Source organism: Breoghania corrubedonensis, from assembly GCF_003053845.1.
GTDB lineage: Bacteria > Pseudomonadota > Alphaproteobacteria > Rhizobiales > Stappiaceae > Breoghania > Breoghania corrubedonensis.
Map to the genome: position 1 here is coordinate 25,005 of NZ_QAYG01000011.1, position 15,036 is coordinate 40,040.

Below are 15,036 nucleotides of genomic sequence, written 5' to 3' on the forward strand. Positions count from 1 at the left end.
CTGTCGCGCTTCACCTGACCCGCAATGCCCTGAGCCGCAGGGTGATGACGAAGAGCGGCACGCCAAGGATCGTCAGGCTGAGCCCGAGGGGGAGGGCGATGTCCCCGGCAAGCGCCCGCGTCAGGCAATCGGCGCCGACCACGAGAACGCCACCGGCAAGGCCGGAGAGAATGAGCCGCGCCCGCCCGCGCGCCGGCGATACAAAGCCCGCAAGATGCGGTGCCATCACCCCCAGAAAGATCAGCGGACCCACCGCCGTCACGGCCGCCGAACTCAGGAGCACGGCCGCCAGCAGGATCAGCGGGCGCGATCTGGCGACCGGTTCTCCCAGCGCCTGCGCCAGCTCGTCACCCATGTCGTAGCTCTTGAGCGCCCGGCCCGTGAGAAAAGCGATAACGAGGCTCAGGACGAACCACGGTCCGATCGCCAGAATCGCCGTGGGGCTCGCCTGAAAAAGCGATCCGGCCAGCCAGTCCGAAAGCGAGTAGGACGTCTCCTTCGGCGTGTAGAGGATCAAGATCGAGGTCACCGAGGACAGTACGGTATCGACGGCGATGCCCATCAGCAGGATCGCGAGTCCGCTCGATCTCGCCCCGCCCGCGAGCCAGATCAGGGCGAGCGCCACAGCAAGGCCACCGGCAAGCGCGGCGACGGGGATCAGTCCTCGAGGCGCCTCCGGCACGAATACCAGCAGCAGCATGATCACCACCATCGAGCCCTGCGACAGACCAAAGAGCCCGGGATCCGCCAGCGGATTGCGCGCAAGCGACTGCAGCATCGCACCGGCCATCGCCACCATCCAGCCGGCCATGAAGCCGATCACGATGCGTGGCAGCCTCACACCCAGCAGCGCGAAGGCCTGATCGGGATCGAGCGCTCCGCCGGAAAGGCCGGCCAGAAGATCGAACAGGCCCGTATGCGTCGCGCCGATCTGAAGCGCCATCGCGGTAAGGGCGAGGGCGAGGAGGCCGAGGAATCCGGCGGCGGCAAGATTGCCGATCCGGATCTGGAGGCCTGAGGAAAACAGAAGGACGGGCTTTCCGTCGGTTGCACGCGTCAGCGTCATGTCTCGCCTCGCGCCCCCGGCGTGAGATAGAAGCGGCGCACGATCGCCACGAAGACGATGCCGCCAATGAGGTCCATCAGCACGCCGGTATGAAGCACGTAGGGGGTGAAGGCCTGGCGGGCGACGAGGTCGCCGATCAGGCAGAAAATTGCCCCTGTCATCGCGCCTGCCGGCAGCGCGAGCCCGAGCCCGGCGCCGATGAACGGTCGCACGATATGCGGCACCACTAGCCCGACAAATCCGATGGGACCGCAGATCGCAACCGCCGAACCGGCCCCTAACGTCACCGCTGCCAACGCGGCACGGGTCACCCATGTGATGTTGACCCCGGCCGAGGATGCCTTTTCCTGGCCCAGCATGACGAGCGTCAGCGGTCGCGCTATGGCGCCGAGAATGGCGAAGGAGAGGAGGCCGATCCACCAGAAATCGGCGAGCCTGTCCGCATAGACGTGATTGATGTTGCCGGTGATCCAGCCGAGGAAATCGGTTCGCCGGGCGGGATCGGCGAGCAGGAAGGCGTTGGCGATACCGACGAAGAGCATGGAGACGAGGGCGCCCGACAGGATCAGCGCCAGCCCGCGAGGATCGCGCGAGAGCCCGGCGAGCCGCGCGACGCTCAGGCAGGAGGCGAAGCCGAAGACCGCGCCTGCGAGTGCCGCGATCCCTTGTGCCGTCAGCCCGAGATCGAAGGTGTAGGCGCCGACGATGACGAAGAGCATCGCGCCCGCATTGATGCCGAGTGTGGATGGGGAGGCGAGCGGATTGCGCGTCAGTCCCTGCAGCACGGTTCCGCCGACCGCCATCAGCGCTCCGGTATAGATCGCGATCAGGGCGCGCGGCAGCCGCTGGTAGACCACGACGAAATGGTCGTAGCTGTCGGGATCGAATCGGACGAGGGCGGCGAGCACGTCGCTCCAACCGATCTGCACCGCACCAATTGCAAGGTTGGCGAGAAGGCTTGCGAGAAGGGCGAGGCCGATGAGCACCAGAACGAGCCAGCGCGGCCTCATGCCGTCGCCTCCGTTCGGGTGGGCGGTGCGATCCTTGCGCCGATGTCGCGGTTTGGCAGGCAAACGAGCCGTCCATTTCGGGCGAAAATGTCAGCATCGAGATCGAAGACGCGCGACACGGTCTCCGCCGTCACCGTTTCGCCGACCGCTCCCATCGCTTCCAGCCGGCCTTCGCGCATCATTACCACGTTGTCGGCGAAGGTGGTCGTGAGGTTCAGGTCGTGCAGGACGGTTACGACTGTCTTGCCGTGGGTCTCGGTCAGATCGCGCACCAGATCGAGGACGGCGTACTGGTACTTCATGTCGAGGTGGTTCACCGGCTCGTCCATCAGCACGATCTCGGCGTCCTGCGCCAGCACCATGGCGATGAAGGCGCGCTGGCGCTGGCCGCCGGAAAGCGCGTTGACCTGCCTGTCGGCCATGTCCGCAAGTCCCACCGTTTCCAGCGCATGGGCGAAGAGTTCGCGATCGCGCGCGCTCGGTCCGCCCAGCAGCGAATAACGGGCGTAACCGGCAAGCTCCACCAGTTCTCCGAGCGTCATGTAGTCCGGGCAGTGGCTCTCCTGCGGCAGGTAGGCGATGCGCCGGGCAAACCCGCGCCGGGCGATGCGGTGCAGGTCTTCGCCCGCGAGCCTCACAATCCCCGCCCGCAAGGGCACGAATCCCATGATGGCCTTGAGAAGTGTCGACTTCCCGCAGCCGTTCGGGCCGACGAGCGCCGTCATCCGGCCGGGTTCGAAACCGACCGACAACCCGTTCAGCACGCGCGTTTTTCCGTAGGAGGCGACGACGTTTCTGGCTTCGAGCAAAGCCCCTGATTCCCAACTTGTCACATAGGCGGAAGTGCTAAACTATACTAAAACACTCAAGATTTAGAAAGGCCTCCTGCGGGGCATCGTGACGCGTGAAGAACCACACGAAAGGCTGGACTGCATGAGCAATACCAAGACGCTGCATATCGGCATGTCGCTCGCGCCCACCTGGCTGAGCGGCGAGGCGTGGCGGCGCCCTGACAGCAATATCGAAGGCCTGCTTTCAAGCGACTACTATCTCGATATCGCCAAGCGCGCGGAGGCGGTGAAGCTCGATTTCGTATTCCGGCCGGACACGCTTTTCCTGCATCCCAAAATGCTCGAATCCGGCCCCGGCTTCGGTTCACTGGACCCCACCATCCTGCTCGCCGCCATCGCCCGCGAGACATCGCATATCGGTCTGCTCTCCACCGTCTCCACAACCTTCTATCCGCCCTATGTCGTGGCCCGGCAGATCCAGTCGCTGAACTGGTTGAGCAACGGCCGCGCTGGCTGGAACATTGTCACCGCGCTCGACGGCCACGAGAATTTCGGTCTGCCGGAAATGCCGACGCCCGAGGAACGCTACGCGCGCGCCGCCGAATTCACCGATGTGGTCCGGCATCTGTGGCAGAGTTTTCCCGAAGCTGCGATCCGGTGCGACCGTGCCGCAGGCATCGGAACGGATCCCTCGCTCATCCGCGCGATCGATCACGAGGGCGGTTGTTTTTCGGTCAAGGGGCCGCTCAATCTGCCGTCTTTCGACAAGGCGCCGGTCCCTCTGGTTCAGGCTGGGGCATCCCCGATTGGTCGTGACTTTGCCGCCTCCATTGCCGATGCGATCTTTGCCGCCACGCCCGACAAGGAAGCTGCGATCGAGTTACGCAAGGATCTGCGCACGCGTGGCGAGGCCCACGGCCGGGCAGCGGATGCGGTGAAGGTGTTGCCGGGTCTGAGCCTTTATCTGGGAAATACGCGCGGGCAGGCGCGTGATCTCTTCGCCGCGACCCATGCCGGCGCCGAGCGCGCCCGCAAGCTTGCGACGATCCTCGAGATGACCGGACTCGATCTCCGCGATTGGCCTGATGACCGGTCGGTTACCGCCGCGGATCTGTCTGCCCCTTTGGAATACGTGCGCAGCCGCACCCATTCCGAGCTTCTTCGCCGTCTGATCGTGCGCGAGGAACCTAAGGTTGCCGACCTGCTCATGCGCCCGGAGGTGATGGGCTCTTCCCACTGGCAGGTGATCGGCACGGTGGACGATGCGGTTGCCGAAATATCGGATTGGGCCGCTTCGCGCGCCATGGACGGGTTCATCGCGGTTCCCGGCGGTTCGGTGGAGTGCATGCACCGCACGCTGGACGAGGTGATCCCGCGCCTGAGCGAGGCGGGGCTCTTTCGCAAGGACTACTGCGGCACGACCTTTGCCGATCATCTGGCGCAATAGCGTGAAGCAATGCGATGGACGCGTTCCCCGGCTCGTCCATCGGGCGCTGTTCGAACGACAGTTTTTTCTTTCACCGGCCCCCCTCGCGCCGTGTCGCTTCTTCGTCTCCCCAAGCGTTCCATGATAAAGCTCCGCACGACGACTCGTCGTGCCGCGGGCGGGCCTTTTCCCCATCCCTCCGCGCGCTACCTTCGTGCCGGACATTTCCCTGTTCCTGCCGCGCATGGCCGGTCTCACCAAATGACGTTTCCTTCCATTGGCCGAAACGAGGCAACCATGACCAAGAAACTCAAAGTCCGCATTGCCGGCATCGAATTCGACGCCCGCTTCGAAGAAGAGGCCGCGCCCAAGACGGTCGCCGCCTTCCGCAAGCACCTTCCCTTCGTTTCCAAGGTCGTTCACGTGCGCTGGAGCGGAGAGGGAGTCTGGATCCCGCTGGGCGACATGCAGTTCGGCGTCGATTACGAAAACCACACTTCCTATCCCGCTCCGGGCCAGTTCATCCTCTATCCCGGCGGCATCTCCGAAACCGAGATCCTGCTGGGCTACGGAGGCGTTCATTTCGCCTGCAAGATGGGCCAGCTCGCGGGCAACCATTTCATCACGCTGACCTCCAACCTCGACAAGCTTCCCGCGCTCGGCCCCCAGGTGCTGTGGGAAGGCGCGCAGGAAATCGTCTTCGAGGAAGTCGACGACTGACGAGGACGCTGCCAACAGGCCCGCCAACCCTCTGTTGGCGGGCGTTATCGTGCGTGTCACACGTAAAGGCACGCGGCTGCCTCTTCATGAAGGCTGCGCTGCGGCGCTGGTTGTCGGTCTGAGCGCGTCAGGCCCCGACCAAGCTGGTCAGGTCGGTGCGGCGCGTGTTGAGCAGTTCCGTGATCCTGTCCCCGATCTCGGCCTGATCGCGTTTCGACTTGACGATCACCAGGTCGATGCGCGGGTCATCAAAGTCGCTGTCGATCGCCGTGATGACGATCACATCCGTATTGCAATCGGGGGGCAACTCGTTCAGCAGGTCGAGCCCGTTGCCGTCGCGAAGCGCCACGTCGATGACGATCAGGTCGAACGTGTTGGCCGCAAGGTATTCTCTCGCTTCGGCAAGGCTGCGAGCCTGTTCCAGCCGGATCGTGTCGTTGAACATTTCCGCAAGTACCGCCGCGAAATCTCCGTCGTCCTCGACATGCAGTCCAAGCATGCGACCATCGCCGGCGCTGCGTTGGATCGGCGGGACGGCGTGCGTGGCTTGAATGACGGGGAAGCTGACCCGGAAGGTCGTTCCCTTGTCGATCTCGTTCTCGAAATCGATTGTCCCTTCCATGTCCTCCACCATCCTTTTGGTGATGGAAAGCCCCAGGCCGGTTCCGCCGAACTTGCGGCTGGAGGTGCTGTCGGCCTGGGAAAAGGGGGTGAAGATCTGGTCCTTGAAACCCTCCGGTATGCCTGGCCCCTCGTCCCTGATCGAGATGCAAACGGCATCGCCCGACCTCTCCGCCGCGAGCATGACAGTCCCGGACGCCGGGGAGAACTTGATCGCGTTCGACAGCAGGTTCGCCAGGATCTGCTGAAAGCGGTTGACGTCCACCATGATCTGAAGCGGGGCGTCCGGCGAATGCATCTCGACCTTTATGGAAAGCTGGTCCGCGAAGCCGCGGATGAGATCCACCGCCTGGCTCAACGCCTCCTGTACGTTGACGAGTTTCATGTCGTAAACCGCCTCTCGGCTCGACAGTTTCTCGAAGTCGAGAATGTCGTTCACGAGCGTGATCAGCCGGTCAGTGTTCTTCTGTGCGAGCGAAATCATCTGATAGAGCGAGCTGGACAAGCCGTCGGGGACCATCTTTCCCACGAGCCCCAGCGAGCCGCGTATCGATGTCAGCGGGGTTCGCAGCTCGTGGCTGACCGTAGAGACGAATTCGGTCTTTATCCGCTCCATTTTCCGCCGCTCGCTGATATCGCGCATGACGCCGGAGAACTTGATGCGTCCGTTGAGATTGAGTTCGTTGATCGAAATCTCTATCGGAACCGGTTTGTCCGCCTTGGTCCTGCCCTCCATCTCGATGGTGCTCCCCGCCGCCGCGCACCCGCCCCCCTTGCGATAGCGCGACAGACATTTCTCATGTCGCTTTGCGAATTCCTGTGACAGCAGGATGGAAGCCGGCTTTCCCACGACTTCCGATGAGTGGTATCCGAATATGCGCTCGCAGCCCGGGTTGAAGCGTTCGATCGTGCCGGCACTGTTCACGAGGATCAGGCCATCCGTCACATTCTCCACGATGGCGATCGCCGTGTCGCTGAGCTGTCCCATCATGGCACGCGCGAAAAACAGCGATCCGATCAGGCACAACAACAAGGCGCCGCTGCCAGCGATCAGAGCTTCCTTGCCTGTCCTGTTAGCCTGGGCATAGAGCTCCGCCTTAGGCACCTGGATGATGATGCTGATGCCGTCGTCGAATCCGCCGAAACCCTTGTCGGTGTTGATGGCGACGTTGATCGTGTCGATTTCTTCGAAGAGGCTTATGGCTTGCGCGGAGTTTGCGGCCTGCTTGATCACCGGCGGAGGCGTGCGGGTGTACTGGTTGTGAAGCTCAAGCGACAGCGGCGCGCCGTTTTTGCCGGTATGCTCCATGTAGTCGCCCTGGCCGTTGACGACGATCGTGCGGTGGCGGGGACGCATTTCGATGAAGGCGTTGCGCAACAGCTTGTCGTAATCGCTGTTGATCACCAGCATGCCGAAGCGGTTTGCGAACTGATCGAATATCGGCAGGATGCCGCGAATGGTGGGAATGTCCTGGGGGTCCCGTTTGCCGAATTCCCGGTTGTAGGTCACCTCGGAGAAAACGACCTTGCCGGCTGCGGAACGAACGCCGAGCGCGAAATAGTCTTCCATGCCCTTTCGTTGCAGCTCTGTGGTCGCCCTTTTCAGGTTCCCGGCCGGGCCGCGGTCGACGCGGACAAGTTCGCGGCCGCCGTCGGCGAGCCCGATATAGCGGATCTGGAAGTTGTCGGGGCGTTGCGAGAGAAGGGAGTCGAAGATCTCGGTGAGGCGTTGGCGCCACATGTCCAGCGAAGAGCCGTCCATCGGATCGATACCGCCGTTTCGTGAACTGCGGATGATGCCCTGTATGGGAGGCATGCCGGCCAGCATTCTCAGGTCATGCGCAGTGTGGCTGTAGCTGTTGCGAAACCGTTGCGCCATGAGCTGCGCCTCCACGACCAGCGTCCGCCTCGTCTCCTCCATTGCCCCCGATCGGACGCGGTTGTAGGCGATGATTCCGACGACAACCGAACTGACAAAAACGCAGCAGCACACAAGGAGCATGATCTTGTGTTGCATCGAGCGGCCAATCCGGCCTGGATGGCGCGTGCGCGGCTGGTTCGCTTCCGGCTCCGAAGCCGTCATTTCCGGTATCCCCTTCGTCAAGCCAGAGAAAAAATACAGTGTATACGTGAAATATCTGTTGTTATAAGCGACGGTAGTCATTTGTTTTCACGGTAATCTATTGTTCTTATAATAGTGTGAAAAATATTTTAAAGTATAGTTAGTGGGTCTATCGGCTGGAATCCCGAGCGGATTTGACGGTCGCGGCCTGCCCTTGTCCTGAAGGCGCAGGTCTTTCCCCGCCTCCCGGAGAAGAGTCTAAGATATTGAACAAAAGATAGAAAGTGTGGGTTCTTTAGGTGTTTGCGGAGCCGCGACAAGAGGGCGAACGAGCCGAGGCAGGGTATACGAGGAGCAGTTCTGCAGGGAGATGCTCGTTCAAATGTCTCGTAAAACGGGTGCCTGAGGGGGCTCGGAATCTCGAATTACCTTACGGCATTCATCAATGAGCGCCTCAACGGAAGGGAGGATGTCTTCGATGGATGCGGAGGGCTGGCGAGCCAGATCTTCGACAATCCGGGCCCGGCTGCTGATCGTTTCGAACCCGTAGGTTTTGCCTGAACCCACCATCTTGTGGGTCTGAAGCGCGAGGCGTTCGCAAAGCTCCGGGGTGGTGCCGAACTTGAACGCGTCGCGCGCCGCTTTCAGCGCGTCCAGACGTTCGGGAAGCCGTTTGAGATAACGCGTGCGAAGGTCCTCGAAGAGCCCGTCCCATTTTTGTTGATCGATCTGCTCCACCTTGGCCTCCCCAGTTGAGACGGACTTCCGCATTCGGGGTCACGGTAAATATACTATCGTAGCTCTACCGCATAATAAGCTAAGTATTTGAACTTATGACTTCAATAGAATTGTAAATATAGAATTCCATTCGGTCTTTACTAATGAAAAACGGATGCTACGTTACGATAAATATCATAATAACTTTCAACTCCGGATGTATTAGGAAAATGCCCAGTGTGAATATTGCTAGACCAGACAGACTTTCACGATCGGCTGTCTGGATGTCGGGCGAATGGGGGCTGACGTCTGAGTGCAACGTCGCGGTGTCAAGACGGGCCGGTACGGGGCGTGCGGCATCGCGGTCGCACAGGGAGTTGCGATGGAATTCTCCGCCCGATTCTCGCCCGGCGCTTGCCGCCGGAATGTAGTGTGTTTCATGGGAAGCCCTCTTCACATGCGTCTTCTGCCTGGTGTGCTGATCAAGATGCTGCCCTTGGCTGTCGCGTCGATGGCCGTGATTGCGATGGCTGCCTATTGGCAAATCAGCGCAACCTTCAAGGCCGAGCTAGAGGAAAAGCTGAACCGCGAAAGCGAATTGGCGGTGAACACGATCAATATGCGGCTCGGAGCGCTGGCCGCGGTCCTCGATACGATCGCTCACAACGGCTTTATCGGTGACGTCATAACCGATGAGGACCAGCGTCGAACCAGTATCCGCCCGTTCTTCGCAAGCCTCACCATGGCGTCGATACCCGGTGCTGTGGTTGGGTTGATCGATGCGAATGGCCGACTGATCGCGGCGAACCAGTCCGCCAATATGCCCGCGACCATGCCGGACTTGCTCACATCGGTAGGGAACGACAGACATTTCGCCGTCGAACGCGAGCGGGTGACGCTGGCCGTTCCCGTCGTTCAGCAGGAATCCGTGCGCGGTGCCGTGTTCGTTCGTTTTCCAGCCTCCGCGCTCGCCTCCTACATGAACCTGTCGCATTTCGCGGACCTTGCTGCCGTCACGATCAATGGCGTTCCAATAGCGTCGGATGTTGCGTCTGCCAGCGCGATGAGCGCGCAGGCCGGTGACGAGAATGGGGGGTGGATGAAGGTCTCCGCCGTCTCGCAGAGCTATCCCGGTCTCGGTGTGTTGCTTTTTTCGCGGCGCGACGACCTGTTGGCGCCCTTGCGAGGGCTGGATCGCACACTCGGGCTGTCCGCGCTGGCGAACCTGATCGTGCTTGCGATCGGTCTGATCATGACGGCGATGCTCGTCGCGCGGCCACTGGTTCGTTTCGCGCGCGACGTCAACGATGTGCGCGATGCCTCCGATCTTTCGCGCCGGGTGAGTTCGCGCGGCTACAGCGAAGTCGTCAGGTTGGCCGACACTTTCAACGAGATGCTGGGGCGTCTGCAGAAGACGCTGGTGTCCTGCGATCTGCTTGAACAGGAAAACCGCCACCGGCGCACTGCGGAACAGACGCTGCGCGACAAGCAGGCGGAGAACTCGGCCATCGTGGAAACAGTGGCGGATGCGATTATCGTGATTGATCAGAACGGCATTATCCGCTCCGCAAACCCCGCGACCACACGGATCTTCCGCTATGCCCACCACGAACTGATCGGCAAGAATGTCTCGATGCTGATGTCGGCGCCCCACAGCGTCAATCATGATCAGTATATCCGCAACTATCTGGAGACCGGCGAGGCGAAGATCATCGGTATCGGCCGGGAGCTCGAAGCCTCCCGCCGTGACGGAGAGATGTTCCCGATTGAACTGTTCGTCGCCGACATCCTGCTCAAGGACCAACCGCATTTCGTCGGTGTCATTCGCGATATCACCGAACGACGCAAGGTCGATCGGATGCAACGCGAATTCATCGCTCTGGTGAGCCATGAATTGCGCACGCCGCTCACGTCCCTGACTGGATCGCTTGCTCTCGTCCATTCCGGAAAGATGGGCGAGATGCCCGAGAAGATCGGCAAGCTGGTCGGACTTGCGCACAGCAACGCCAATCGGTTGATCGACCTCGTCAACGACATCATGGCGATCGAGAAGTTGCAATCCGGACGGATCGACCTGCGTCTGGAGGCGCTGGACCTCGTCACGCTGGTGCGCAAGGCGCTCGACGCGAACGCCGCCTACGCGGAGAAAAACAACGTCACCTTCGCGCTGAACTCGGCACTGGAGAATGCGTGGGTGCTGGGGGATCCTAAGCGTCTCACCCAGGTTCTCGACAATCTCCTCTCCAATGCCGCCAAGTTCAGCAAGGCGCGTTCGGTTGTCGAGGTCGGCATAGAGCCGAATGCCCGCTTTATCAGGGTCAGCGTGCGTGACAGTGGCGTTGGAATTCCCGCCGATGACATCGGCAAGGTATTCGACAAGTTCGTGCAGCTCGACACGACCGACGCCAAGAACAGTCAGGGCTCGGGTCTTGGGCTGCCGATCGCGCAGGCGATCTTGGAGCGACACGGGAGCCGGATCGAAGTTCAGTCCGAGGTCGGCGTCGGATCGACGTTCTTCTTCGATCTTGTCGAGTACGCTGGCGAAGACGGAGATGGCGATATCGCTTCCCGCATCGGGGGACCCGCCCATTCAAGGGCGGTCGCCTGGAGCGCCGACACAAGCGAAGCATAGCCTCGCCAGGTGGCGGAAAAGGAACGGAGAAGAAGAGATGGCAACGGCCTTGATCGTCGATGACGACCCCGACTGGCTGACCTTGATAGAGATCGTGCTTGGCAAGGAAGGCATGGGGACGATGAAATGCACCGAAGGACGTGGCGCATTCGATGTCGCGCGCATGGAGCACCCCGACCTGATCATTCTCGATGTCTTCATGCCCGGCGTCGATGGCTTCCAGTTGCTCTGGCAGCTTCAGAACACCCCGGAAACAAAGGAAATTCCGATCGTGATGGTGTCCTCGCGCGACTCCGTCATGGATGTGTCGTGGGGCGAGCGGCTGGGGGCCTTCACTTATATCTCCAAGAATGCCCCTTTCAAGGAACTGGCGCCGCTGCTCGCGGAAGCCGCCTCCGCCGCCCTGTCCGCCGCGGCCCAGGATCGGATGTCCGATGCCGGATAGGCCCGCCCGTGCGGATTTCGGCGGGTACGCTCGCTGGTCTGGCCCGAACGAGAACATGAGAGATAGAACGATGCGTGTGCTCTACGTCGATGATGAAGACGATATCCGGGAAGTCGCCGCCCTGTCGCTGGGCCTTGATCCGGAACTGGAAATCAACGTCTGCGCCTCCGGCAGCGAGGCTCTGGCCAAGGTTCGCGAGTGGGCGCCGGACATCATCCTGCTCGATGTGATGATGCCGGGAATGGACGGACCGGAAACGCTTGCGAAGCTGCGAGAGATCGAGACAACGGCGGAGACCCCGGTCGTCTTCATCACCGCCCGCACGCAGGCCTATGAAATCGAACGCTTCCTCTCGCTGGGGGCGGTCGGCGTCATCGCCAAGCCGTTCGATCCGCTGGGCCTCCCCAGGGAGGTGAGAGATCACATGCCGGGTGTGGCCGACGTCGCCTGAACCCTGCCGCGACATGTCCTGGAAGACCGGGCCCGGTGCCTGCCGAAACCCGGCTTTCAGTGTGTGGAGGGTTTGGCCGCCGGCAGCGGCGGATCCACGGGGTAGTTCACGGCCCAGGTGTGGATCGTGCGGGTATGGCCCGCGCGCGGTACATCGAGATAGCTCGGGTTGCTTCCGATGCCCATCGGATAGAGCCGCGCCTGCTTTGCCTCATAGGCTTGCGACTGGCTCGTACACAGCCGCACGCGCATGTCTTCCGGCCGTTGCGACGGTTGGTCCTGGATCTGGCCTACGGAAAGGCCGGTCGGCTTCAGCTCGCCGGCAAAGGCTTGCGTCAGCAGCATGGCGGCGCGTTCCGCGCGCTCCCGGTCGGTGGTCGCGCCCAGCAGGACAACCATGACCCGCCGTCCGCCACGCTCGGCGAGGGCGACGATGTTGCGTCCGGCGGCGCACAGGAAACCGGTCTTCATGCCCACCGTGCCGGGATAGCGCGTCAGCAATGCGTTGAAGGAATCGACCGCCTGACCGTCGACGATCACGCGCGACGTTCCGAAGATCGGGCGATATTGCGGAAATCTCTTGTCGATCGTCATCGCGAGAATGGCCAGGTCGCGCGCGGAAACGTGCTGGCCGGAATCGAACAGGCCGTTCGCGTTGGCGAAATGGCTGGCATTCATGCCCAGCCGCTTCGCGGTGGCGTTCATCCGTGCCACGAAGGCGGTCTCGTTGCCGGCCACCGTCTGCGCAAGCGCAATGGCGACATCGTTGGCGGAGGCGGCGAAAGCCGCGTAGAGGGCGTCCTCGAGCCGCATCGCGCGCCCGACGCTCAGCCCGGCATGCAGCGATTCCTGGCGCATCGCCTTCTTCGACATGACCACCGGCGTCTCCAGTGTCACCTCGCCCGCCGCAAGCGCCTCGAACGTTACGAGGGCTGTCATCAACTTCGTCGTTGAGGCCGGGTACCAGGGCCGCCCCGCGTCCTGCGCGAAAAGAACCGCGCCGCTGTCGACGTCCACCACGAGCGCAGGCGTCGTCATGGCGCGCGCGGAAAGGGGGATGGAGAAGGCGAGGGCTATGGCGACGGCAACGGGCCATACGCGGCGGGCGAGGAATGGGCTCACGGGCAGTCTTTCAGTACGGTTGGGGGTCATTTCGCAGGGGCAGACGCGGGGCCGACGGCGACGGCGCCAGCGGGCTGTTGCTCTACGCTCGCGGGAGGTCGTCGCGAACACGGCGTGGCGATTGTCGCAAGGCGCATCTGCGAAATCCGGAAAAAACGGAACAGGGCCGCCCCTAATCTCACGAAAATATGGGCAGGCGCGACTCGGTGCTGGCGGATCATCTTGACGTCGTTCACGAATGCGGCGAGCGCCTCGATCCAATCGCGTGCATGATGGTTCGGGATCGTCGCAACTTCAAGGCGTGGCGTTCGAGATCTTTTACCACTGTGGCAAACGCATCAAGACCTTGCGGCGCGTGGACGCAACGCGTTCGCGAAACGCACCGGATCATCCCCTGTGCCGGAGTATCATCCGCGCGATGGCACGCCACCGCAATTCGCCCCTGTGTCGTTGGTCACTGGCGTTGTCGTTGGTCACTGGCGTTTCGGCGTGCAGGGATCAAAAGACCTTGCCGTAGAGTGTGGAATCCTCGGCCCGCACCTGATCGACCTCCGCGGCCGTCTCGGCGACCTCACGGGCCATTTTCCGTTCGTATTCGGCACCCGGGGCCGCGGCCTGCGGCCATGCCTTGAGCTGATCGTGCAATGCCGCCACTTTCTTGTGAAGCCGCGAAAAGCCGATGGTGCCGCAACTGCCCTTGAGCGTGTGCAACGCGGTCATCACCTCCGGCCCCGGCGGCTCTCCGATGGAACGCGCGACGTAGTGCGCCCGGAACTCCGCAAACAGCTGCCGGATCGTCGTGCAGTGCCTTTCGATCAGCTCGCTCAGCGGGTTCGCGATCTCCGTCTCCTCCTTCGCGTTCATCTTCATCTGTCTTTCGACCTCCTGTCCGCCTTCCTCTCTTGCGCCTCGGCGCGGGAGTGGAAGATGTTGGTTGCGAAGTGCCATGCGCCGCCCATCAGAGCCATCGCGCGGTCAATCGTTTTGAAGGGGCGCGTCACCCGTACCTTGGTGTGCAGCGGGAAGCTGCCCCCGTCTTCAAGGGTGATGCGCGCGAGCTGGTTGCGCTGTGTCGGCTGGAAGGTGTTCTGGAATTCGTCCGGAAGTTTGTCGGTGACCTGAAGAACCTCCACGACACGCCCCCCGAGGCTCCGCTGGCCCGATTCCAGCATCACCGCTTCGCCCACCTCGACCGGAAAAAGATGGTGCGGCGGCAGGTAGGCGAGGACGTATTTGGGGCCGGTATAGAGACTGAGGATCTTTTCCCCTGTCAGGAAAACATCGCCACGGGCGGGGATCGCGCTGTCGATGATGCCGTTCACGGGCGCGCGCATCACGCCATTGTCATAGAGCCGGTCGAGATTGGCGAACGCCCTGCGAACCTGTTCGATCGCCGGCCTCAACGCTTCGGTGGACGCCGGATGGCCGGCGATCTGCGCTTCCAGGCGGATCAGCATCTCTTCCGCGCTGTTGCTCTCCGTCAGCGCCTCAAGCACGCGGTCGGCGGAGGCCAGTCCCTTCTTGGAGAGCTGCTTGATGTTCTTCTTCACCTCGCGCGCCTCGCTGACGCGCACCTTGGCGATGGGAAGGAGGTCCTGCGCAATGCGCATCCCCTCCTGTTTTGCCAGCGCTTCGCGTGTCAGTTCCGCGATCCTCAGCGAGAGCTGTGCGAGGCGCTCCGATATCTCAACGGAGGAGACGACGCCCAGCACATCGCCTTCGCGCACGCTCTGGCCGATCCTGAGCGGCATCTCGTCGAGCCGGCCGACATATTGCGCCTCCACATCGATGCGCTCCTGCAGCACCAGCCCTGGTGCGCGTAGCATGACCTGATCGCCCCACACATAATCGAGGATACCCAGGCCCATCGCCGCCAGCATGAACAGGTAGATCCACCGCCCCAGCGAGCGTTTGGTCGTTCGCCGTTCGTTGACATGGGTATCGACGCGCTGGCGCGAGCGGAGTTTGCGCATG

13 protein-coding genes are annotated in these 15,036 nt (G+C 62.1%); 5 read left to right on the forward strand and 8 right to left on the reverse strand.

Features of this window, described 5'->3' with window-relative positions; all coding sequences use genetic code 11:
- Positions 1-10 precede the first annotated feature (10 nt).
- From C8N35_RS20455 to C8N35_RS20465, 3 genes are read right to left on the reverse strand one after another with little or no spacing between them, the layout of a single operon-like run.
- Positions 11-1,066 (reverse strand): FecCD family ABC transporter permease, encoded by a 1,056-nt coding sequence (locus tag C8N35_RS20455; RefSeq protein WP_107991599.1) that lies wholly within the window; start codon positions 1,064-1,066, stop codon positions 11-13.
- Entirely contained in the window at positions 1,063-2,076 is a 1,014-nt protein-coding gene (locus C8N35_RS20460; protein ID WP_107991600.1) for a FecCD family ABC transporter permease, read from the reverse strand. The genes C8N35_RS20455 and C8N35_RS20460 overlap by 4 nt, the downstream gene beginning before the upstream one ends.
- The gene (locus tag C8N35_RS20465; RefSeq protein ID WP_107991601.1) at positions 2,073-2,885 is read right to left on the reverse strand and encodes an ABC transporter ATP-binding protein; all 813 of its coding nucleotides are present in this window, start codon (positions 2,883-2,885) and stop codon (positions 2,073-2,075) included. The genes C8N35_RS20460 and C8N35_RS20465 overlap by 4 nt, the downstream gene beginning before the upstream one ends.
- A 124-nt stretch (positions 2,886-3,009) precedes the next feature.
- Between C8N35_RS20465 and C8N35_RS20470 the strand changes: the two genes are divergently transcribed.
- Together C8N35_RS20470 and C8N35_RS20475 are read left to right on the forward strand one after the other, a co-directional pair.
- Positions 3,010-4,314 (forward strand): NtaA/DmoA family FMN-dependent monooxygenase, encoded by a 1,305-nt coding sequence (locus C8N35_RS20470; RefSeq protein ID WP_107991602.1) that lies wholly within the window; start codon positions 3,010-3,012, stop codon positions 4,312-4,314.
- Positions 4,315-4,590: 276 nt separating this feature from the next.
- A complete protein-coding gene (locus tag C8N35_RS20475; protein WP_107991603.1) occupies positions 4,591-5,013 on the forward strand; it encodes a DUF3830 family protein in 423 nt (140 codons plus the stop codon).
- A 127-nt stretch (positions 5,014-5,140) separates the two neighbouring features.
- Here C8N35_RS20475 and C8N35_RS20480 read toward each other — a convergent pair whose 3' ends face one another.
- Both C8N35_RS20480 and C8N35_RS20485 read right to left on the reverse strand, forming a co-directional pair.
- Positions 5,141-7,717, reverse strand: a complete 2,577-nt coding sequence (locus C8N35_RS20480) for an ATP-binding protein (protein ID WP_170122195.1) — start codon at positions 7,715-7,717, stop codon at positions 5,141-5,143.
- Between the two features lie 357 nt (positions 7,718-8,074).
- On the reverse strand, positions 8,075-8,434 hold the full coding sequence (locus tag C8N35_RS20485; protein ID WP_170122196.1) for an Hpt domain-containing protein: 360 nt from the start codon (positions 8,432-8,434) through the stop codon (positions 8,075-8,077).
- Between the two features lie 436 nt (positions 8,435-8,870).
- Between C8N35_RS20485 and C8N35_RS20490 the strand changes: the two genes are divergently transcribed.
- Genes C8N35_RS20490 through C8N35_RS20500 form a run of 3 tightly spaced genes read left to right on the forward strand, consistent with a single transcriptional unit; the run spans position 8,871 to position 11,941 of the window.
- The gene (locus tag C8N35_RS20490) at positions 8,871-11,045 is read left to right on the forward strand and encodes a PAS domain S-box protein (RefSeq protein ID WP_170122197.1); all 2,175 of its coding nucleotides are present in this window, start codon (positions 8,871-8,873) and stop codon (positions 11,043-11,045) included.
- Positions 11,046-11,082: 37 nt separating this feature from the next.
- Positions 11,083-11,490: a response regulator gene (locus tag C8N35_RS20495; protein ID WP_170122198.1), complete on the forward strand. Its 408-nt coding sequence runs from the start codon at positions 11,083-11,085 to the stop codon at positions 11,488-11,490.
- A gap of 55 nt (positions 11,491-11,545) precedes the next feature.
- Positions 11,546-11,941: a response regulator gene (locus C8N35_RS20500; protein WP_245926887.1), complete on the forward strand. Its 396-nt coding sequence runs from the start codon at positions 11,546-11,548 to the stop codon at positions 11,939-11,941.
- Positions 11,942-11,997: 56 nt separating this feature from the next.
- Here the strand turns inward: C8N35_RS20500 and C8N35_RS20505 are convergent, their stop codons facing one another.
- From C8N35_RS20505 to C8N35_RS20515, 3 genes are all read right to left on the reverse strand, one after another.
- Complete coding sequence (locus tag C8N35_RS20505; RefSeq protein ID WP_245926888.1) at positions 11,998-13,062, reverse strand: D-alanyl-D-alanine carboxypeptidase family protein; 1,065 nt, start codon at positions 13,060-13,062, stop codon at positions 11,998-12,000.
- A 498-nt stretch (positions 13,063-13,560) separates the two neighbouring features.
- Positions 13,561-13,932, reverse strand: coding sequence for an Hpt domain-containing protein (locus C8N35_RS20510; protein WP_170122199.1), 372 nt, complete (start codon positions 13,930-13,932; stop codon positions 13,561-13,563).
- Positions 13,929-15,035 (reverse strand): HlyD family secretion protein, encoded by a 1,107-nt coding sequence (locus C8N35_RS20515; protein WP_107991610.1) that lies wholly within the window; start codon positions 15,033-15,035, stop codon positions 13,929-13,931. The genes C8N35_RS20510 and C8N35_RS20515 overlap by 4 nt, the downstream gene beginning before the upstream one ends.
- Between the last annotated feature and the right edge of the window lies 1 nt (position 15,036).